General features: G+C 66.4%; 17 protein-coding genes. 13 read left to right on the top strand and 4 right to left on the bottom strand.

All coding sequences use genetic code 11. The features are described 5' to 3' along the window. Positions 1 to 159 precede the first annotated feature (159 nt). The gene (tsf, locus tag AC1DS0_RS03105; protein ID WP_476812909.1) at positions 160 to 1,083 is read left to right on the top strand and encodes a translation elongation factor Ts; all 924 of its coding nucleotides are present in this window, start codon (positions 160 to 162) and stop codon (positions 1,081 to 1,083) included. Positions 1,084 to 1,191: 108 nt separating this feature from the next. Then, entirely contained in the window at positions 1,192 to 1,899 is a 708-nt protein-coding gene (gene pyrH, locus AC1DS0_RS03100; protein ID WP_476812908.1) for a UMP kinase, read from the top strand. Positions 1,900 to 1,903: 4 nt separating this feature from the next. On the opposite strand, the gene AC1DS0_RS03095 is transcribed toward pyrH, so the two are convergent. Further along, a complete protein-coding gene (locus AC1DS0_RS03095; protein ID WP_476812907.1) occupies positions 1,904 to 2,317 on the bottom strand; it encodes a VOC family protein in 414 nt (137 codons plus the stop codon). A 254-nt stretch (positions 2,318 to 2,571) separates the two neighbouring features. Here AC1DS0_RS03095 and frr point away from each other — a divergent pair, with 254 nt between their 5' ends. The 11 genes from frr to lpxB all read left to right on the top strand — a co-directional run bounded on the left by frr (position 2,572) and on the right by lpxB (position 14,510). Then, positions 2,572 to 3,135, top strand: a complete 564-nt coding sequence (gene frr / locus AC1DS0_RS03090) for a ribosome recycling factor (protein ID WP_476812906.1) — start codon at positions 2,572 to 2,574, stop codon at positions 3,133 to 3,135. Positions 3,136 to 3,200: 65 nt separating this feature from the next. Next, the gene (locus AC1DS0_RS03085) at positions 3,201 to 3,950 is read left to right on the top strand and encodes an isoprenyl transferase (RefSeq protein ID WP_476812905.1); all 750 of its coding nucleotides are present in this window, start codon (positions 3,201 to 3,203) and stop codon (positions 3,948 to 3,950) included. Next, positions 3,947 to 4,765 carry a phosphatidate cytidylyltransferase gene (locus AC1DS0_RS03080; protein ID WP_476812904.1) on the top strand — a complete coding sequence of 273 codons (819 nt, stop codon included), beginning with the start codon at positions 3,947 to 3,949 and terminating at the stop codon, positions 4,763 to 4,765. The genes AC1DS0_RS03085 and AC1DS0_RS03080 overlap by 4 nt, the downstream gene beginning before the upstream one ends. A gap of 7 nt (positions 4,766 to 4,772) precedes the next feature. Then, positions 4,773 to 5,954: a 1-deoxy-D-xylulose-5-phosphate reductoisomerase gene (gene dxr, locus AC1DS0_RS03075; protein WP_476812903.1), complete on the top strand. Its 1,182-nt coding sequence runs from the start codon at positions 4,773 to 4,775 to the stop codon at positions 5,952 to 5,954. A gap of 22 nt (positions 5,955 to 5,976) precedes the next feature. Next, positions 5,977 to 7,125, top strand: a complete 1,149-nt coding sequence (gene rseP / locus AC1DS0_RS03070; RefSeq protein WP_476812902.1) for an RIP metalloprotease RseP — start codon at positions 5,977 to 5,979, stop codon at positions 7,123 to 7,125. A gap of 301 nt (positions 7,126 to 7,426) precedes the next feature. Continuing rightward, positions 7,427 to 9,958 carry an outer membrane protein assembly factor BamA gene (gene bamA / locus AC1DS0_RS03065; protein WP_476812901.1) on the top strand — a complete coding sequence of 844 codons (2,532 nt, stop codon included), beginning with the start codon at positions 7,427 to 7,429 and terminating at the stop codon, positions 9,956 to 9,958. 38 nt (positions 9,959 to 9,996) lie between these two features. Continuing rightward, on the top strand, positions 9,997 to 11,061 hold the full coding sequence (lpxD, locus tag AC1DS0_RS03060) for a UDP-3-O-(3-hydroxymyristoyl)glucosamine N-acyltransferase (RefSeq protein ID WP_476812900.1): 1,065 nt from the start codon (positions 9,997 to 9,999) through the stop codon (positions 11,059 to 11,061). Positions 11,062 to 11,150: 89 nt separating this feature from the next. Further along, positions 11,151 to 11,609, top strand: coding sequence for a 3-hydroxyacyl-ACP dehydratase FabZ (gene fabZ, locus AC1DS0_RS03055; RefSeq protein WP_091828735.1), 459 nt, complete (start codon positions 11,151 to 11,153; stop codon positions 11,607 to 11,609). Between the two features lie 53 nt (positions 11,610 to 11,662). Continuing rightward, positions 11,663 to 12,472, top strand: coding sequence for an acyl-ACP--UDP-N-acetylglucosamine O-acyltransferase (gene lpxA / locus AC1DS0_RS03050; RefSeq protein WP_476812899.1), 810 nt, complete (start codon positions 11,663 to 11,665; stop codon positions 12,470 to 12,472). Next, positions 12,469 to 13,338: an LpxI family protein gene (locus AC1DS0_RS03045; RefSeq protein ID WP_476812898.1), complete on the top strand. Its 870-nt coding sequence runs from the start codon at positions 12,469 to 12,471 to the stop codon at positions 13,336 to 13,338. The genes lpxA and AC1DS0_RS03045 overlap by 4 nt, the downstream gene beginning before the upstream one ends. Continuing rightward, positions 13,335 to 14,510 carry a lipid-A-disaccharide synthase gene (gene lpxB / locus AC1DS0_RS03040; protein ID WP_476812897.1) on the top strand — a complete coding sequence of 392 codons (1,176 nt, stop codon included), beginning with the start codon at positions 13,335 to 13,337 and terminating at the stop codon, positions 14,508 to 14,510. The genes AC1DS0_RS03045 and lpxB overlap by 4 nt, the downstream gene beginning before the upstream one ends. 7 nt (positions 14,511 to 14,517) lie before the next feature. Here lpxB and AC1DS0_RS03035 read toward each other — a convergent pair whose 3' ends face one another. The 3 genes from AC1DS0_RS03035 to gltX form a co-directional block, all read right to left on the bottom strand. Further along, positions 14,518 to 15,504 (bottom strand): Bug family tripartite tricarboxylate transporter substrate binding protein, encoded by a 987-nt coding sequence (locus AC1DS0_RS03035; RefSeq protein WP_476812896.1) that lies wholly within the window; start codon positions 15,502 to 15,504, stop codon positions 14,518 to 14,520. A gap of 142 nt (positions 15,505 to 15,646) precedes the next feature. Then, the gene (gene gltA / locus AC1DS0_RS03030; RefSeq protein WP_091828742.1) at positions 15,647 to 16,936 is read right to left on the bottom strand and encodes a citrate synthase; all 1,290 of its coding nucleotides are present in this window, start codon (positions 16,934 to 16,936) and stop codon (positions 15,647 to 15,649) included. Between the two features lie 268 nt (positions 16,937 to 17,204). Next, complete coding sequence (gene gltX, locus AC1DS0_RS03025) at positions 17,205 to 18,623, bottom strand: glutamate--tRNA ligase (protein WP_476812895.1); 1,419 nt, start codon at positions 18,621 to 18,623, stop codon at positions 17,205 to 17,207. Positions 18,624 to 18,694: the final 71 nt, after the last annotated feature.

Below are 18,694 nucleotides of genomic sequence, written 5' to 3'. Positions count from 1 at the left end.
GCGGCGCGTCATCGGCGCGTCGCACTTCGATACCTGATTGAAGCTCAAGCAGCGCCGACGCCGGAAACGGAGCGTCGGCGTTTGCCGATCGAGGCTTCGCTTTTTCGACGATGCGGCGCGCCACCGGGTGAAGGCCGCAAGACAGCAAGGACGACGCAAATGGCTGCGATCACCGCCGGCATGGTGAAGGAACTCCGCGACAAGACCGGCGCGGGCATGATGGACTGCAAGACCGCGCTCTCGGCCGTCGACGGCAACATGGAAGCCGCCATCGACTGGCTGCGCGCCAAGGGCCTGTCCAAGGCCGCCAAGAAGGCCGGCCGCGTCGCCGCCGAGGGCCTCGTCGCCGTCGTCGTGCGCGGCAACAGCGGTGTCGTAGTCGAGGTCAACTCCGAGACCGACTTCGTCGCCCGCAATCTCGAATTCCAGGCTCTGGCCCGCACCATCGCCGATGTCGCGCTCGAGCGCGGCGGCGACGTCGAGGCGCTGGCTGCCCATCACTATCCGGGCGGCGGCACCGTCGCCGACGCGATCGCCAACGCCATCGCCACGATCGGCGAGAACATGACGCTGCGCCGCGTTGCGCAGGTCTCCGTCTCGGCCGGCGTGATCGGCTCCTATGTCCATGGCGCGGTCGCCGACGGTCTCGGCAAGATCGGCGTCATCGTCGGCCTGGAGACCAGCGGCAAGGGTGACGAGCTCGCCGGCCTAGGCCGCCAGCTCGCCATGCACGTCGCCGCGACCAACCCGGTCGCGCTCGACCTTGCTTCGGTCGACCCGGCCGTGCTGGAGCGTGAGAAGGCGATCCTGGCCGAGAAGAACGCCGGCAAGCCCGAGCACGTGCTCGCCAAGATCGTCGAGAGCGGCCTGAAGAGCTACGCCAAGGAATACTGCCTGCTCGAGCAGGCCTATATCCATGACGGCTCGAAGTCGGTCGCCCAGGTGCTGAAGGAGGCCGAAGGCAAGGTCGGCGGCCCGCTCAAGCTCACCGGCTTCGCCCGCTTCGCGCTCGGCGAGGGCATCGAGAAGGAAGAGACCGATTTCGCGGCCGAGGTCGCCGCCGCCGGCGGCACCACGGGCTGACAAGCTCGTTGATAGCGTTCAGAAAGGCCGCGCCTCGCGCGGCCTTTTTTGTAAGAAGAGGCTGTGGTCGATTCGGCCTGTTTCAGTTGCGAACCAAGGAGAGCCCCGATGAGACCTAAACGCGTTCTCGTGAAGCTCTCCGGCGAAGCCCTTGCCGGGCCTCAAGGAAACGGCCTCGACGGCGCTACGCTCACTGCGCTCGCCGCCGACATCGCCCATGCCTCGCGCGAGGGTGTTGAGATCGGCATCGTGGTCGGCGGCGGCAATTTCTTCCGCGGCGTCCAGGGGCTCACCAAGGGGCTCGACCGCACCAGCGCCGACTCGATCGGCATGCTGGGCACGGTGATGAACGCGCTCGCGCTCGAACATGCGATCGAGAGCGCCGGCGCTCCGGCGCGCGCCATGTCGGCGGTACCGATGCCCTCGCTCTGCGAGAGCTATGCCCGCAAGCGGGCACTCGACCATCTCACCAACGGCAAGGTCGTCATCCTTGGTGGCGGCACCGGCAATCCCTATTTCACGACCGATACCGGTGCGGCCTTGCGCGCTGCCGAGCTCGATTGCAGCCATCTCCTCAAGGCGACGCAGGTCGACGGCGTCTATTCGGCCGATCCGAAGAAGGATCCGAGCGCGACCCGCTACGATACGCTGACCCATGAGGACGCGATCAGGCGCGATCTCAAGGTGATGGATACTGCTGCTTTCGCACTCGCGCGCGATGCCGCGCTCACCATCGTCGTCTTCTCGATCGCCGCGCCGGGCATGCTCGCGGCCGTGCTGCGCGGCGAGGGCAGGGCGACCTACGTAACGCCCTAACGGATTAGTAGTTCGGCCAGTTGCCGGGCGTCATGATCTCGAGCAGATGGCCGTCTGGATCGCGGAAATAGAGGCTTGTCCCGCCGCGATTCCAGCGCATGCGGCCCTCGATCTCGACGCCGTGCTGCCCGAGTCGCTCCTCCCATGAGGCGAGATCGTCGGCGTCGATGGCAAAGCAGATGTGCAGCGGTCCATGGCCGTCATGCGGCGGGATGCTGCCGCGTTCCGACATCTGCGTCTCGATCGAGGCGCCGCGCAGGAACAATAACAGGACGTTCTGGCCGCCGATGTCGTAGGCGAACAGCGTCCTGGTCTTGAGCATGGACGAGAGCTCCAGCGTCCCCTCGTAGAACGCGGCGGCGCGGTCGAGATCGTCGACATAGAGCGCGGTTTCGACGATGCGGTTCAGCCGGGGCATGGGATATCCTCCTCGCGGGGCCGGGATCGTTCGTGCGGCCCTTAGCTTGAGCTAGGATGTGCTCCTGGTCTTGGCCAGAACTCAGGCGATCCTTGCCGGTCATGCAAAAAGCCGGGGAATTCCGATTCTGCTTGCGGACCAGTCGAGGAAAATGCTGTTGACGCATAAATCCTTGACCCTGCGACGGCTGCTCGCCATGGTCGCGCGCATTTCCGGCGTTGCGTTTGCCGGGTTTCGACAAGGTTTTGAAGACGATGGCCCAGACCACTTTCGATCTCGCCGATATCAATCGCCGCATGGACGGCGGCGTGCAGAAATTCAAGAGCGACCTGGCTTCGCTGCGCACCGGCCGCGCCTCGGCCAATGTGCTCGATCCGATCACGGTCGAGGCTTATGGCGCGCGCACGCCGCTGAGCCAGCTTGCCACCGTCAGCGTGCCCGAGCCGCGCCTGCTCTCGGTGCAGGTCTGGGACCGCAGCATGGTCCAGGCGGTGGAGAAGGCGATCCGTGAATCCGACCTCGGCCTCAACCCCCAGACCGAGGGCCAGGTGCTGCGCATCCGCATTCCGGAGCTCAACGAGCAGCGCCGCAAGGAAATGGTCAAGGTCGCGCACAAATATGCCGAAGATGCCAAGGTGGCCGTCCGGCATGTGCGCCGCGATGGCATGGACCTGATCAAGAAGCTGGAGAAGGACGGGCATATGCCCAAGGACGACGTCACCAAGCAGACCGACCTCGTCCAGAAGGCGACCGACAAGCATATCGGCGATATCGACCAGTCGCTTGCCGCCAAGGAAAAGGAAATCCTGCACGTCTAAAGTGCGCGACGCGGTACCGTCCTGTATCATCGACGCATGAACGTTTGGCCCGGAAGAGGCATTTGATGTCAGACGGCGCGCGCCCGGCAGTTCCCGCCCATGTCGCCATCATCATGGACGGCAATGGCCGCTGGGCGCAGATGCGTGGCCTGCCGCGGCAGGAAGGGCATCGGCGCGGGCTCGAAGCGTTGCGTCGCACGGTGCGCAATGCCGCCGATCTCGGCATCCGCGTCCTGACGCTCTATTCGTTCTCGACCGAGAACTGGCGCCGGCCGATCACCGAGGTCTCCTTCCTGATGGGGCTGCTGCGCCGCTTCGTCGAGAACGATCTCGCCGAGCTGAAACAGGCCGGCGTATGCGTGCGGATCATCGGAAACCGCGAGAATCTCCCGCCCGACCTGCGCGCGCTCGTGGAGCGGGCCGAGACGATGACGGCGGGCAATACCGGTCTCACCCTGGTCGTCGCCTTCAACTACGGCTCGCGCGACGAGATCACACGCGTGGCGCGGCGCCTGGCGCAGGAGGCGGTGGCCGGCCGACTCGCTCCCGAAGCGATCGACGAGGCGATGCTGTCGTCGCATTTCGACACCGGCGCGCTCCCGGATCCGGATCTGGTGATCCGGACCTCGGGCGAGACCCGTATCTCGAACTTCCTGCTCTGGCAGGCGGCCTATGCCGAATTCATCTTCACGCCGGTGCTCTGGCCGGATTTCGACCGCAAGGCGCTCGAGGATGCGCTGGCCGAGTTCCATCGCCGCGAACGCCGCTATGGCGGCGTCGGCCAACCGGCCGAAGCCAAGATGGGGGTCGCGTGAATGCGGCCGGCGCCGGCGCGGGCGCATCCGAACTTCGCCTGCGGGTCATATCGGCGCTGGTACTTGCCGTGGTCATCCTTGGTGTCACCTTGTTCGGTGGCTGGCCCTTCCGCCTGATCTGGACCGCCGTTGCCGGCGTCGTCGCCTATGAATGGCTGACCATGGTCAGCCGCAGGAACGCGGTCGCGGCTGGAATCGGCGTCGGATTGGCCGGGCTCGCGTTCGGCTTTCTGCCCTTGAGCGCCGCGGCGCTCGCGGGCGTGTCGGCCCTGGCGGGATTGGTCGCCGCGATCGCGACGACACAGACCGGCAACCAGCGCCTGCTCGAAGCTTGCGGCGTCGCCTATGCGCTCTGCTTCGCGCTGGTGACGCCGGCGCTGCGCGAGACGCCCGAGCTCGGGCTGGCCTTGATCATCTGGACCTTCGCGGTGGTCTGGCTCACCGATATCGCCGCCTATTTCACCGGGCGCGCGCTGGGTGGGCCGAAGCTGCTGCCGCGCGTCAGCCCGAAGAAGACCTGGTCGGGCGCGCTCGGCGGTGCCCTGGCCGGGACCTTGTGCGCTACGGCGGTCTGGGCCTGGTTCTTCCCGGGGCTGCCATCGGGCCTCTGGCCGGTGCTCGCCGTCTCGCTCGCCGCGTCCGTCGCGAGCCAGGCCGGCGATCTGTTCGAATCGTCGATCAAGCGGCGCTTCGGCACCAAGGATTCGAGCCGCCTCATTCCCGGCCATGGCGGCTTCCTCGACCGGCTGGACGGCTACTGGGCCGTGCTGGTCTTCGCCGGCCTGCTGCTTTATCTGGCGCGCCTGGGACACTGACCACCAGATGCCTCGTACAGTCACCATATTGGGAGCCACCGGCTCCATCGGCCGCTCGACGCGCGCCGTCATTGCCGAGAATCCGGAGCGGCTGCGGATCGCTGCGCTGGTCGCCGGCCGGGATGCGGCCGGGCTGGCGCAGATTGCCCGCGAGACCGGGGCGAGCTTCGCCGCGATCGCGGATGAAGGGCAGGGCGCAGAGCTCGCCGCGGCGCTGGCCGGCAGCGGCATCCGCCATGGCGCCGGCCGGGAGGCGGTGCTCGAGGCGGTTTCGCTCGATAGCGATATCGTGGTCAGCGCCATCTCGGGGGCGGCCGGGCTGGAGGCGACCTTTGCAGCGCTGACGCCGGGCCGGGTCGTCGCGCTCGCCAACAAGGAAAGCCTGGTCTGCGCCGGTACCGCGGTGATGGCGCGGGCAAGCGCTGTCGGCGCCCGCATGCTGCCGCTCGATTCCGAGCACAATGCCCTGTTCCAGGTGCTGGGAGCTGAGCCGATCTCGGCTGTCCGCACGATGACGTTGACCGCCTCGGGCGGGCCGTTCCGGACCTGGCCGGCCGACAGGATCGCCGCCGCCACGCCGGAACAGGCGCTCGCCCATCCGAACTATGCGATGGGCGCCAAGATCACGATCGATTCGGCCAGCATGATGAACAAGGGGCTGGAGCTGATCGAGGCCTCGTTCCTGTTCGGGCTGGGCGCCGACCAGTTCGACGTGCTGGTCCATCCGCAGCAGATCGTGCACGGGCTCGTCACCTTCCGCGACGGCTCGGTCAGCGCCGGCATGGCCGTGCCGGACATGCGCGTCGCGGCAGCCCATTGCCTCGGGGTCGATGGCAGGCTCGATGCGCCGCAAAGCCGTTTCCTCGATCTGGTCGCGGCCGGCCCGCTCGCTTTCGAACGTCCCGATCTCGTCCGCTTCCCGGCATTGGGCCTCGCCATCGCGGCCCTTGCCGAAGGGGGCGCCATGCCGGCCGTGCTGAACGCCGCCAACGAGATTGCCGTCGAGGCCTTCCTCGATCGACGCATTGCTTTTCCGGCGATTCCGGCCCTGGTCGAGGCCGTCTGCGAGCAGATGGCGGGTGCCTTCCTGTCGCCGCCTTCCGATGTCACGGAGGCGCTCGCCGTTGACCACGATGCGAGAAACCGGACCCGCTCGCTCTTGTCCGGGGGCCGCTTCACTGTCACTTAGTGGCGGAAACCCGGAGAGTTTTATGGATATCGTCGGATCGGTCTGGCACGCGGCGAGCTTTCTGCTGGGCTATCTGCTGCCGTTCCTGTTCGTCCTCACCCTCGTCGTGTTCGTGCACGAACTCGGCCATTTCCTGGTCGGGCGCTGGTGCGGCGTCGATGTGAAGACCTTCTCGATCGGATTCGGCCGCGAACTGTTCGGTTTCAACGACCGGCACGGCACGCGCTGGCGCTTCGCGATGATCCCGCTCGGCGGCTACGTCAAATTCTCGGGCGATGCCGATGCCGCCAGCTCGGCCGATGGCGCTGCGCTCGCCGGCATGAGCCGCGAGGAACGCGAGCGTTCCTTCCCGGCACAGTCGATCGCGGAGCGGGCGGCCATCGTCGCCGCGGGGCCGATCGCCAATTTCCTGCTCGCCATCCTGATCTTCGGCGGGACGGCCTATTTCGTCGGCAAGCCGGTGTTGGCGCCGCGCGTCGATGCGGTCACCGTGGGCGGAGCGGCGGCGCGCGCCGGCCTTCAGTCGGGCGATCTGATCCAGTTGGTCGATGGTCGCGAGGTGAAGAGCTTCGCCGACCTGCAGCGGGCGATCTCGATTCGCCCGGGCGAGACCTTTCCGGTGACGGTCGAGCGGGGCGGCGCCCCGGTCGTCCTCTCGGTGACGCCCGATCTGGTCGAGACCTCCTCGCCGCTAGGCAAGCAGCGGCTCGGGATCATCGGGGTTCAGGCCTCGGCAAAGCCCGAGGACTGGACGACGCAGCATTTCAGCCTCGGCCAATCCGTGCTGCTCGGCATGAGCGAGACCTGGTTCGTGGTCGAGCGGACCTATGACTACATCGCCAAGCTGATCAAGGGGAAGGAATCGACCGACCAATTGTCGGGGCCGATCCGTATCGCCCAGGTCTCGGGCATGGTCGCCTCCAGCGGCGGGCTCCTGGCGCTGATCAATCTGGCGGCGCTGCTTTCGGTCTCGATCGGGCTGATGAACCTGTTCCCGGTGCCGATGCTCGATGGCGGGCACCTGCTGTTCTATGCAATCGAGGCGCTGCGGGGAAAACCCCTGAGCGAGCGCGCGCAGGAGCTCGGATTCCGGCTCGGGCTCGGGCTCGTGCTGATGCTGATGCTGTTCGTGACCTGGAACGATCTCGTCCACGTCCGCTCATTGCTTTGAGCCCTGTCAGCCTCGTGCAAACCAGCTTGCACGGGGCTGACACGATCGGCGGCCAAGGCCGCCTGCATCGATGGATTGTGGCTTTTTATGGCCTGTTTTCGCGGGCTGGGCCGGTTTTTCGGCTGGCGCGCGTGACCTACCAGCAACGACCCCCGCAAAAATCTTTTGTTAACGACAATGGCGGTTTGCACCCCGCGGGAAACTTTGTAGAAGCGTTTGGTCTTCAATGTCACCGAGCCTCGCCCGTAGCGGGGTTCCCCGTTCGCGGGGAGGTGACCCAAAGAATGGAATAGGCGACCCGATGACGTCGACGCTTCAGAGCCGGTCCTTGCGCATGCGGCTCTCTCGATCAGTCGGACTTGCGGCCGTCATGGTGGCCGTCAGCGGCGGCGTGGTCTTCGCGCAGTCCGTGATTGTCCAAGGCAACCGTCGTGTCGATGCGGAGACGATCCGCTCCTATGCGACAGGTCAGGGATCGAACAACCCGCAGGAGATTCGCCAGAGTCTCATGGCGACGGGCCTGTTCTCCAATGTTCAGGTCAGCCGCCGCGGGGCGCAGACCGTCGTCTCCGTCCAGGAGAACGACTCGATCAATCGCGTCGCCTTCGAGGGCAACCGCCGCCTGAAGGGCGAGGTACTGCTCGGTCAGGTCCAGTCCAAGGCGCGTGGTCCGCTGAGCCAGCAGCTCATCGATGCGGACGTCGAGCGCCTCAAGGAAGTCTATCGCCGCGCCGGCTATGGCCTTGCCACGATCAGCGGTCGCATCCAGCCGCTGCCGAACGGCCGCTCGGACGTGGTCTTCACCATCTCGGAAAGCGGCAAGACCGGCATCAAGTCGATCAACTTCAGCGGCAACGGCGTCTATTCGTCGTCGCGCCTGCGTGGCTTGATGACCTCGACCGAGTCGAATTTCCTGAGCTGGATCAAGACCTCCGACGTCTATGATCCCGACCGTATCAATTCCGATCTGGAGCTGATTCGCCGCTATTACCTGAAGAACGGCTATGCCGACTTCCGCATCGTTTCGAGCGATGCGCGCTTCGACGATGCGGCCGGCGGCTGGGTCGTCGACGTCACCCTCGATGAAGGCCCGCAATACAAGGTCGGCAATGTCGCGGTCGATTCTCGTCTGCGCGACGTCGATCCGGCTGCGCTGCAGTCGCTGGTCAACACCTCTGCCGGCGACACCTACAATGCCGAGGCCGTCGAGCGCTCGCTGGTCACCTTGACCACCGAGGTGGCCAAGCGCGGCTATGCCTTCGCGCAGGTCCGCCCGCGCGGCGAGCGTGACGCGGCCGGCCAGCAGATCGGCATCACCTATGTCGTCGAGGAAGGCCCTCGGGTCTATGTCGAGCGCATCAACGTGCGCGGCAACACCCGGACCCGTGACTATGTCGTTCGCCGCGAACTCGATCTCGGTGAAGGCGACGCCTACAACAAGGTCTTCGTCGACCGCGCCGAGCGTCGCCTGAACAATCTCGGCTTCTTCAACAAGGTCCGCATCACCAACGAGCCGGGCAGCGCGCCCGACCGCGTGGTCGTCAACATCGACGTCGAGGACAAGGCGACCGGCTCGTTCTCGATCGCCGGCGGCTACTCGACCTCGGACGGCATCATCGGCGAAGTCTCGCTCTCGGAGTCGAACTTCCTCGGTCGCGGCCAGTTCGTCCGTATCGCCGGCACGATGGGCCAGCGCACCCAGGGTATCGACTTCTCGTTCACCGAGCCGTATTTCCTCGGCCATCGGATCGCCGCGGGCTTCGATCTCTTCTCGAAGTTCAACGACAACACCAATATCGGTTATTTCGAGAGCCGGGTGACCGGCGGCCAGGTCCGCTTCTCCTTCCCGATCACGGAGGAGTTCTCGATCACGCCGCGCTATTCGATCTACACGACCGAGATCAAGATCCCCAACACTGCTGCGAAGCCGTATAACGACTGCTCCCGGCCGCTCGACGGGATCACGCCCGTAGTGAATGGTTCGCCGGCTGCGTCGAATAACTTCAACTGCTTGACCAACGGCGAAGCGACGGTCGCGGTCAAGGAGGCTCAGGGCACCACCTTGACCTCGCTGGTCGGCCTGAACTTCAACTACAACTCGCTCGACAATTACCAGAACCCGCGCAACGGCTTCGTCGCCGAGATCAAGCCGGAGTTCGCGGGCGTCGGTGGCGACTCGAAGTTCCTGCGCGTCAGCGCCGATGCCCGTTACTACAAGGAGTTCCTCGAGGACTTCGTCGGTATCGCTCGTATCCAGGGCGGCCACGTCCAGGCGACCAGCGGCGATCTGCGCATGATCGACCACTACTTCCTCGGACCGACGCTGGTGCGTGGCTTCGCGCCGTCCGGCATCGGCCCGCGCGACGTCTCGAACGACCCGACCGCGAACGCACTCGGCGGCACCACCTATTTCGGCGGCTCGCTCGAAGTGCAGTTCCCGATCTTCGGCCTGCCGCGCGATCTCGGCCTGAAGGGCGCAATCTTCGCCGATGCCGGTACGCTGTTCAACTATGACGGCGGCTCGAAGAGCATTACCAACGGAAGCTTCCTGGGCTGCCCGGCTGGTTCGGAGGGGCGTCAGTTCAACGTCAACGTGGGCTCCTCCACCTACCAGAACAACGTCGCTTGCGTGCGTGACAAGAACGTCATCCGCTCCTCGATCGGCGTGAGCTTGCTCTGGCAGTCGCCGCTCGGCCCGATCCGCTTCGACTATGCCTATGCCCTGTCGAAGGATGATGGTCAGATCGGAACCGATCCGCGCACTGGCATTACTGCCAAGTACGGCGGTGACCGTACGCAGGCCTTCCGTTTCTCGGGCGGCGCCCGCTTCTGACCGGCGGGGCGCTCCCGCGCCCTGCAACGGATCAATTTATGGCAGATCCCAATTTCTTTCCGATTGCGACCTCGCTGTCCTTCAGCGAGGTCGCTTCCTTGTCGGGTGTCGCCTTGCCCGGAGGCGTCGATCCCGAGCGCCGGATCGAGGGCATTGCGCCGCTCGAAACGGCAGGTGGCAGCGATGCGGCCTATATGGACAACCCGAAATATGTCGCGGCGCTGACCGGGACGGCGGCCGGGCTCTGCTTTGTCTCCCCGCGTTTCGCCGAGCGCGTGCCGGCCGGCACCGTCGCGCTGGTCACGCCGGCGCCTTACCATGCCTTCGCCAAGCTGCTGTCGACCTTCCATCCGCAGGCGCTGCGGCCGGGCTCGATGTTCGGCTCGGCCGGTGTTGCTCCCGGCGCTTTCGTGCACGCGACGGCCCGGCTCGAAGCCGATGTCACGGTCGATCCCGGCGCGGTGATCGGCCCGGGTGCGGAGATCGGCGCCGGCACGGTGATCGGCCCGGGCGCTGTCATCGGCCCACAGGTCCGGATCGGGCGGCAATGCTCGGTCGGCGCCGGCTCGACGCTGCAGGCGGCCTTGATCGGCAACCGCGTCATCATCCATCCGGGCGCGCGGATCGGCCAGGACGGCTTCGGCTTCGCCATGAGCCCGAAAGGGCACATGAAGGTGCCGCAGGTCGGCCGCGTCATCATTCAGGACGATGTCGAGATCGGCGCCAACACGACGATCGACCGCGGCGCCAGCCGTGACACGGTGATCGGCGAGGGCAGCAAGATCGATAACCTCGTGCAGATCGGCCATAACTGCGTGGTCGGGCGCCACTGCGTGATCTGTGCTCAGGTCGGCATGGCCGGGTCCAGCACGCTCGAGGATTTCGCCGTGCTCGGCGGGCAGGTTGGACTGGCGGGCCATCTGACCATCGGCATGGGCGCGCAGATCGCGGCGCAGAGCGGTGTTGCCGGCGACGTTCCGCGCGGGGCGCGCTATGGCGGCTATCCGGCGCAGCCGGCATTGAGCTGGGCGCGCGAGGCTGCCTTGCTCAAGCAACTCGTGGCCAAGCGCGGCAAAGGGCCGAGCGGCGGCGAAAACGCTTGATCTCACGCCGACTTCCGGCAAAAGCAGCTTTGTATGACAGGTGACGTGCTTCGGCGCGGGGCGCAGGGCGTTCGAGGAGAAACGACACGATGACGGATGCGACCAAAGCGCTCGGCGTGGCCGATATCCAGAAGATCATGGCCTGCATTCCGCATCGCTATCCGTTCCTGCTGGTCGACAAGGTCGTCGAGATCGACGGGGATGCGTCCGGCGTCGGCATCAAGAACGTCACTTTCAACGAGCCGCAGTTCACCGGCCACTTTCCGGGCCGCCCGGTCTTCCCCGGTGTGCTGATGATCGAAGCGATGGCGCAGACCGCGGGCGTGCTTGTGGTCAGCGCGCGTGGCAGTGACGATCTTGCGGTCACCACCGTGCTGTTCACCACCATCGACAAGGCGAAGTTCCGCAAGCCCGTCATTCCGGGCGACACGCTGCGCTTCCACCTGACCAAGCTGGCGCACAAGCGCAACATCTGGTTCTACCGCGGCGAGGCCAGGGTCGACGGCGTGCTTGTCGCCGAGGCCGAGCTGTCGGCCATGGTCGTGTGAGCCGGGGGACCGCGATGCACGCTCCCGCTTCCGACCAGCCGCAGGATTCCGCCATGAGCACCTCGATCCATCCGATGGCGATCGTCGACCCGTCCGCCAAGCTCGGCGCGGGCGTCAAGATCGGCCCGTTCTGCACGGTCGGTCCCGATGTCGCCCTTGGTGACGGCGTCGAGCTGATCAGCCACGTCGTCGTTACCGGGCGCACGACGATCGGACCGCGCACGAAGATCTATCCCTTTGCCTCGATCGGCCACCCGCCGCAGGATCTGAAGTACAAGGGCGAGCCGTCGACGCTGACGATCGGCGCCGATTGCGTGATCCGCGAAGGCGTGACGATGAATCCGGGCACCGAGGGCGGCGGCATGAAGACCGTCGTCGGCGATCGCGGCCTGTTCTTGGCCAACTCGCATGTCGGTCATGACAGCGTGATCGGCAACAACGTCATCTTCTCGAACAACGTCATGTGCGCCGGGCACGTCACGGTCGGCGATTTCGTCATCGTCAGCGGTGGCACCGGTCTGCAGCAGTTCGTTCGGATCGGCGATCACGCCTTCATCGGCGGCGGCTCGGGTGTCCTGCTCGACGTCATCCCGTTCGGGATGGTGCGCGACAATCCGGCCCATCTCGCCGGACTCAATCTTGTCGGCCTCAAGCGCCGCGGCTTCTCGCGCGAGCAGATCCATGAGCTTCGCCGGGCGTATCGCCTGCTCTTCGCCGATGAAGGCACGCTCTCGGAGCGGGTCGAAGACGTCGCTGCCGAGTTCGCCGAGCATCCGCTGATCCACGAGATCCTCGACTTCATCCGCGCCGGCGGCGATCGCGGCATTTCCGTGCCGCGCGACGTGAACGCGCCCGAGCGGTGAGCACAAAGGCGGTCGATGCGGCAGGGCGGCCGCAGGGGCGGCGTATCGCCGTCCTGGCCGGCCGTGGTGACTATCCGGTGCGGGTTGCGGGCGCGGCCGTAGCGCAGGGCGCCAGCGTCTATGTCGCCGTGCTCACCGGCGCGGGCGATCCGGCCGACTATGCCGCCTACGATGCCAGGGAATACCGCCTGGGTCAGCTCGGGCGCTTCCTCGACGAGATCAAGCGTCGCCAGATCGACGAGATCGTCATGGTCGGCGCCCTGCCGCGGCCGAGCTTCGGCTCGCTGGCGCCGGAATTGTCGACCCTGAAATACCTGCCGCATTTCGCCCGCGCCTTCCAGGGCGGCGATGACCATCTCTTGCGCGGCGTCGTCTCCTTCTTCGAGGGTCAGGGGCTGCGCGTTCTCGGCCCGGCCGATCTCGCGCCCGATCTCGTTGCGCCGGTTGGAGCGCTCGGGCGCCACAAGCCATCTGCCGTCGCGCGCGAGGCGATCGCGACCGGCTTCAACCTGCTCGCGGCGCTCTCGCCCTTCGACATCGGGCAGGCAGCGATCGTCGCCGACCATCGCGTCGTCGCGGTCGAGGCGGCGGAAGGCACCGATGCGATGATCGAGCGCGTCGCTGGCCTGGTCCAGGCGGGACGCCTCAAGCCCGGCAAGGGCGACGGCGTGCTGATCAAGGCGCCCAAGCTCGGGCAGGACCTCAGGGTCGACATGCCGGCGATCGGTCCGGAGACGCTGGCGCGCGTCGCCGCCGCAGGCCTTGCCGGCATCGCGGTGAAGGCCGGCAGCGTTCTGATCGGCGATCGTGAGCGCTTGGCGATGCTGGCGGATGCCTCGGGCCTGTTCATCGAGGGCGTGGCGTGACCCGCCCGTTCAGGCTGTTCATCGTGGCCGGCGAAGCCTCAGGCGACGCGCTCGGGGCCCGCTTCGTCGCGCGGCTGCGCGACGTGCTGGGCGAGCGCTCGCTCGAGCTTTCGGGCGTCGGCGGCGAGGCCTTGATCGCGGAGGGGCTGCACAGCGCCTTTCCGCAGGAAGACATCGCCGTGATGGGCTTTGGCCCGGTGGTGGCACGCCTGCCGCTGCTGCTCCGTCGGATGTCGGACGCGGCGCGAGCCACAGCTGCCTTCAAGCCTGATCTCCTGCTCACCATCGATGCGCCCGATTTCAGCCTGCGCGTCGCAAGGAAGGTGAGGCGGCTCGCGCCCACCGTGCCGATCGCACATTGGGTCTGCCCGAGCGTCTGGGCCTGGCGGCAGGGCCGGGCCAAGCGGATGAAGCCGCACGTTGACCGGATCCTGGCGCTCTTGCCCTTCGAGCCGGCGGCGTTGGCGCGGCTCGGTGGACCGGAAACCGTCTATGTCGGCCATCCGCTGATCGAGCGGCTACAGGAGTATCGGCCGGGGCCGGATGAGGCCGCGCGCCGGGACGATCTGGAGGCTCCGATCATCCTGATCTTGCCAGGCAGCCGGCGTTCGGAGATCCGGCATCTGCTGCCGCCCTTCGGCGAAGCGGTTGCTTTGGTCGCCGAGCAGCTGCCGCAGGCTCGCTTCGTGCTGCCCGCCGTGCCGCGCCTGGTCGAGGCGGTCACGCAACTCACCGCCGATTGGCGGGTCAAACCGGAGATCGTGACGGGCGAGGCGGCCAAGCTCGCGGCCTTTCGCGAGGCGAGAGCGGCCCTGGCCGCCTCCGGCACCGTGACGCTCGAACTGGCATTGGCGCAGGTGCCGACGGTCGCCGCCTATCGCGGCGCGGCCTGGGAAGCCGTGCTGGCGCGGCGCCTGATCAAGCTGCCGAGCGTAATCCTGCCGAATCTGATCATTGGCGAGAGCGTGGTACCGGAATTCATCCAGGACGAGGCTTCGCCACAGGCCCTGGCCGGAGCGCTTCTCGCCGCAACAGCCGATGGCCCGGCCCGGCAGCGCCAGCTCGACGGCTTCGCGACGGTCGAGCAGACCATGCGCAGCGCGGGCTCGAGCCCGGCGGCGAACGCCGTCAGCGCGGCGCTCGCCCTTGTTCGTGAGCCGACAGGCGGCTAACTGCCGATTACTCGACCACCGCGCCAGACGCCTTGGCGATCGGCGCCCATTTCGCCAGCTCGGCCTTGACGTGTTCGCCGAGCGCTTCCGGCGTCGAGCCGACGATCACGGCGCTGACGTCCTCCAGGCGCTGCTTCACATTGGCGTCCTTGAGCGAGTCGTTGGCGGCGGCGTTGATCTTGTCGACCACCGGGCGCGGCATGTTGGCCGGGCCGAACAGCGCGTTCCAGGTATAGGTCTCGTAGCCGGCGAGCCCGCCCTCGGCGATGGTCGGCAGATCGGGGAAGGACGAGACGCGCTCCTTGGTGGTGACGCCGATGGCGCGCAATTGGCCGCTGCGGATGAATTGCGCCGAGGAGGGCAGGTTGTCGAACATGATCGGCACGGCGCCGGAGACGACGTCGTTCAGCGCCGGGCCGGCACCGCGATAGGGCACATGGTTCATGCTGACGCCACCGAGCGACTTGAACAGCTCGCCGGAGAGGTGCAGCGGCGTGCCGACGCCGGAGGAGGCATAGGAGTACTTGCCCGGATTGTCCTTCAGCAGCTTCAGCACCTCCGGCACGGTTTTGGCCGGGAAGCTCGGATGCACGACCATGACATTCGGCACCACGGCGAGCAGCGAGATCGGCGTGAAGTCCTTGACCGCATCGAAGGTGACGGTCTTCAGGATCGCGGGGTTCAACGCATGGGTCGAGATCGTCCCGAGCAGCAGGGTATAGCCGTCGGGTGTGGCACGAGCCACCGCGGTCGAGCCGATATTGCCGCCGGCGCCGGCGCGGTTATCGATCACAATCGACTGGCCGAGCAGTTCGCCCATCTTCTGGCCGACAAGGCGCGCGACGATGTCGGTCGAGCCGCCGGCGGCGAAGGGCACGATCAGCGAGATCGGCCGCGTCGGGAACGGGGCCTGGGCGAAGGCGGTGCCGGCAAGAGGCAGGGCCGATGCGCCGGCCAGGAAGCCGCGGCGGCTGAGACCTTCGGTTTTCGACATGGGCGAGGACACTCCTTTGTGGGTCGGCGACTGTAGCGCCCTGCGTGCAACCGTCATCTGCATTGGATGCATCAATCTCGGGAAACAATAAAGGCCGCGACGGGGTTCCGTCGCGGCCTTTGTTGTTCCAGCGCGGCGCTTGTCAGCGACGGCCGATCGGCGTGTAATCGCGCTTGGGCGAACCGGTGTAGAGCTGGCGCGGGCGGCCGATGCGCTGGGACGGATCCTCGATCATCTCCTTCCACTGCGCGATCCAGCCGACGGTGCGCGCGAGCGCGAACAGCACGGTGAACATCGAGGTCGGGAAGCCCATCGCCTTGAGGGTGATGCCCGAATAGAAATCGATGTTCGGATAGAGTTTCTTCTCGACGAAGTACTCGTCGTGCAGGGCAATGCGCTCGAGCTCCATGGCGACGTCGAGCAGCGGATCGTCCTTGACGCCGAGCTCGGCCAGGACCTCATGCGTCGTCTTCTGCATGATCTTGGCGCGCGGGTCGTAGTTCTTGTAGACGCGATGACCGAAGCCCATCAGGCGGAACGGATCGTTCTTGTCCTTGGCCTTGGCGATGTATTTCGGGATGTTGTCGACGCTGCCGATCTCCTCGAGCATCTTCAGCGCCGCCTCGTTGGCGCCGCCATGCGCCGGGCCCCACAGGCAAGCGACGCCGGCGGCGATGCAAGCAAAGGGATTCGCGCCGGAAGAGCCGGCGAGCCGGACCGTCGAGGTCGAGGCGTTCTGCTCATGGTCGGCGTGCAAGGTGAAGATGCGGTCCATCGCGCGCGAGAGAACCGGATTGACCTTGTAGTCCTCGGCCGGCACGGCGAAGCACATGCGCAGGAAGTTCGAGGTGTAGTCCAGCGAGTTGAGCGGGTACACGAAAGGCTGGCCGATCGTGTACTTGTAGGCCATCGCCGCCAGCGTCGGCATCTTCGCGATCATCCGCATCGAAGCGATCATGCGCTGCTGCGGATCGGAGATGTCGGTCGAGTCGTGATAGAACGCCGACATGGCGCCGACCGAGGCGACCATCACGGCCATCGGGTGCGCATCGCGGCGGAAGCCCTGGAAGAAGCGGGCCATCTGCTCGTGCACCATGGTGTGGCGCGTGACGCGATAGTCGAAGTCAGCCTTCTGCGCCGCCGTCGGCAGCTCGCCGTAGAGCAGGAGATAGCAGGTCTCGAGGAAGTCGCCGTGCTCGGCAAGCTGTTCGATCGGGTAGCCGCGATGGAGCAGGACGCCCTCGTCGCCATCGATATAGGTGATCTGCGACTCGCAGCTGGCGGTCGAGGTGAAGCCGGGGTCGTAGGTGAACATCCCGGTCTGGCCGTAGAGCTTGCTGATATCGATGACCGACGGCCCGATCGAACCCGCTTTGACCGGCATGTCGACGGTCTTGCCTTCGACAGCCAACTGGCTGGTATTTCCGCTCATGGGTCCGATCCTTTCAGGCTCGTTCTTCAGTCATGTGCCCGGTCGAACGGGGGCACCGGCTGCGTGTCGCGTTCCGGCGTCATCCGAACGGCCCACGATGACGGCTCCATGACGGGAATGTCGGGACGTCCGGGCGGGCAGGGTTCATCGAACTGATTTTGAAGCATTTTTTATGCCGGACCGGCAGCGGGAGCAGCCGGTCCGCAGCGCGTTGCTAGACCAATTCCGCGAGGGGTTCAACCGAGCGGTCATTAGCCTTTCTGACGCGTCAGGCCGCGTCGGCGAGGCGCGCCAGCACCTCGTCGCGGCCGAGCACCGCCATCACGTCGAACAGGCCGGGCGAGGTGGTCTTGCCGGTCAGCGCCGCGCGCAGGGGCTGCGCCACCTGGCCGAGCTTGACGCCGCTCTCCTCGGCGAAATCACGGATCGCGCTCTCCAGCGGCGGCGGCGCCCAATCCGATACCGCCGAGAGCTTTTCCGCCAGCTTGGGCATACGCTGGCGCGCAGCCTCGTCGAGCAAGGCGGCCGCCTTGGGCTCGAGCGCCAATGGACGCTGGGCGTAGAGATAGGAGGCGCTGTCGATCAGCTCGATCAGCGTCTTGGCGCGCTCCTTCAGGCCGGGCATGGCGGCCATCAGCTTGGCCTCCAGCTCGGGAGACGGCTCCGTGCCGATGCCGCGCGGCGGGCCGATCTCCGACCAGATCGCCTTCAGCGCCGTCATCAATTCGTGATCGGCGGACTCGCGCATATAGAGGCCGTTGAGGTTCTCGAGCTTGGCGTAGTCGAAGCGAGCCGGCGAGCGGCCGATCGAGGACAGGTTGAACAGCGAGATCATTTCTTCGGGAGAGAAGATCTCCTGGTCGCCATGGCTCCAGCCGAGGCGCAGCAGGTAGTTGCGCAGTGCGATCGGCAGATAACCCATCGAGCGATAGGCTTCGATGCCGAGCGCGCCGTGCCGCTTCGACAGCTTGGCGCCGTCGGCCCCGTGGATCAGCGGGATATGCGACATGCTCGGCACGATCCAGCCGAGCGCCTGGTAGATCTGCGTCTGGCGGGCGGCATTGGTCAGGTGGTCCGAACCGCGGATGATGTGGGTGACGCCCATGTCGTGATCGTCGACGACGACGGCGAGCATGTAGGTCGGGTTGCCATCCGAGCGCAGCAGGACGAGATCGTCGAGATTCTCGTTTTGCCAGGTGACGCGGCCCTGGACCTCGTCCTCGACCACGGTCTCACCGGTCTGATCCGCCTTGAGGCGGATCACCGGCTTGACGCCTTCGGGCGCGGTCGACGGGTCGCGGTCGCGCCAGCGCCCGTCATAACGCCACTGCTTGCCCTCGGCGCGCGCTGCTTCGCGCTCCGCGTCGAGTTCCTGCGGCGTCGCATAGCAGTAATAGGCCTTGCCGGCCGCCAGCATCTGCTCGGCGACCTCGCGGTGGCGGGCGGCGCGCTGGAACTGGTAGACCGTCTGCCCGTCCCAATCGAGGCCGAGCCAGGCGAGGCCGTCGAGGATCGCGGCGATGGCGCCCTCTGTCGAGCGTTCGCGGTCGGTATCCTCGATGCGCAGCAGCATCTTGCCGCCATGGCGGCGGGCATAGAGCCAGTTGAACAGCGCAGTTCGGGCGCCGCCAATGTGCAGGAATCCGGTAGGCGACGGCGCGAAGCGCGTGACGACCGTGTCACTCATGAAGGGAGGCTCCGGCGGAACGGGTAAGCGTGAGGCGAGGGCGATTGGGATACGGGCCTCGGCCGGGGCTG

The sequence above is a fragment of the Allobosea sp. P4_H5 genome (assembly GCF_056400825.1).
The sequence above is the reverse complement of the archived record's forward strand: the minus strand, read 5'-3'. Positions and strand labels throughout refer to the sequence as shown.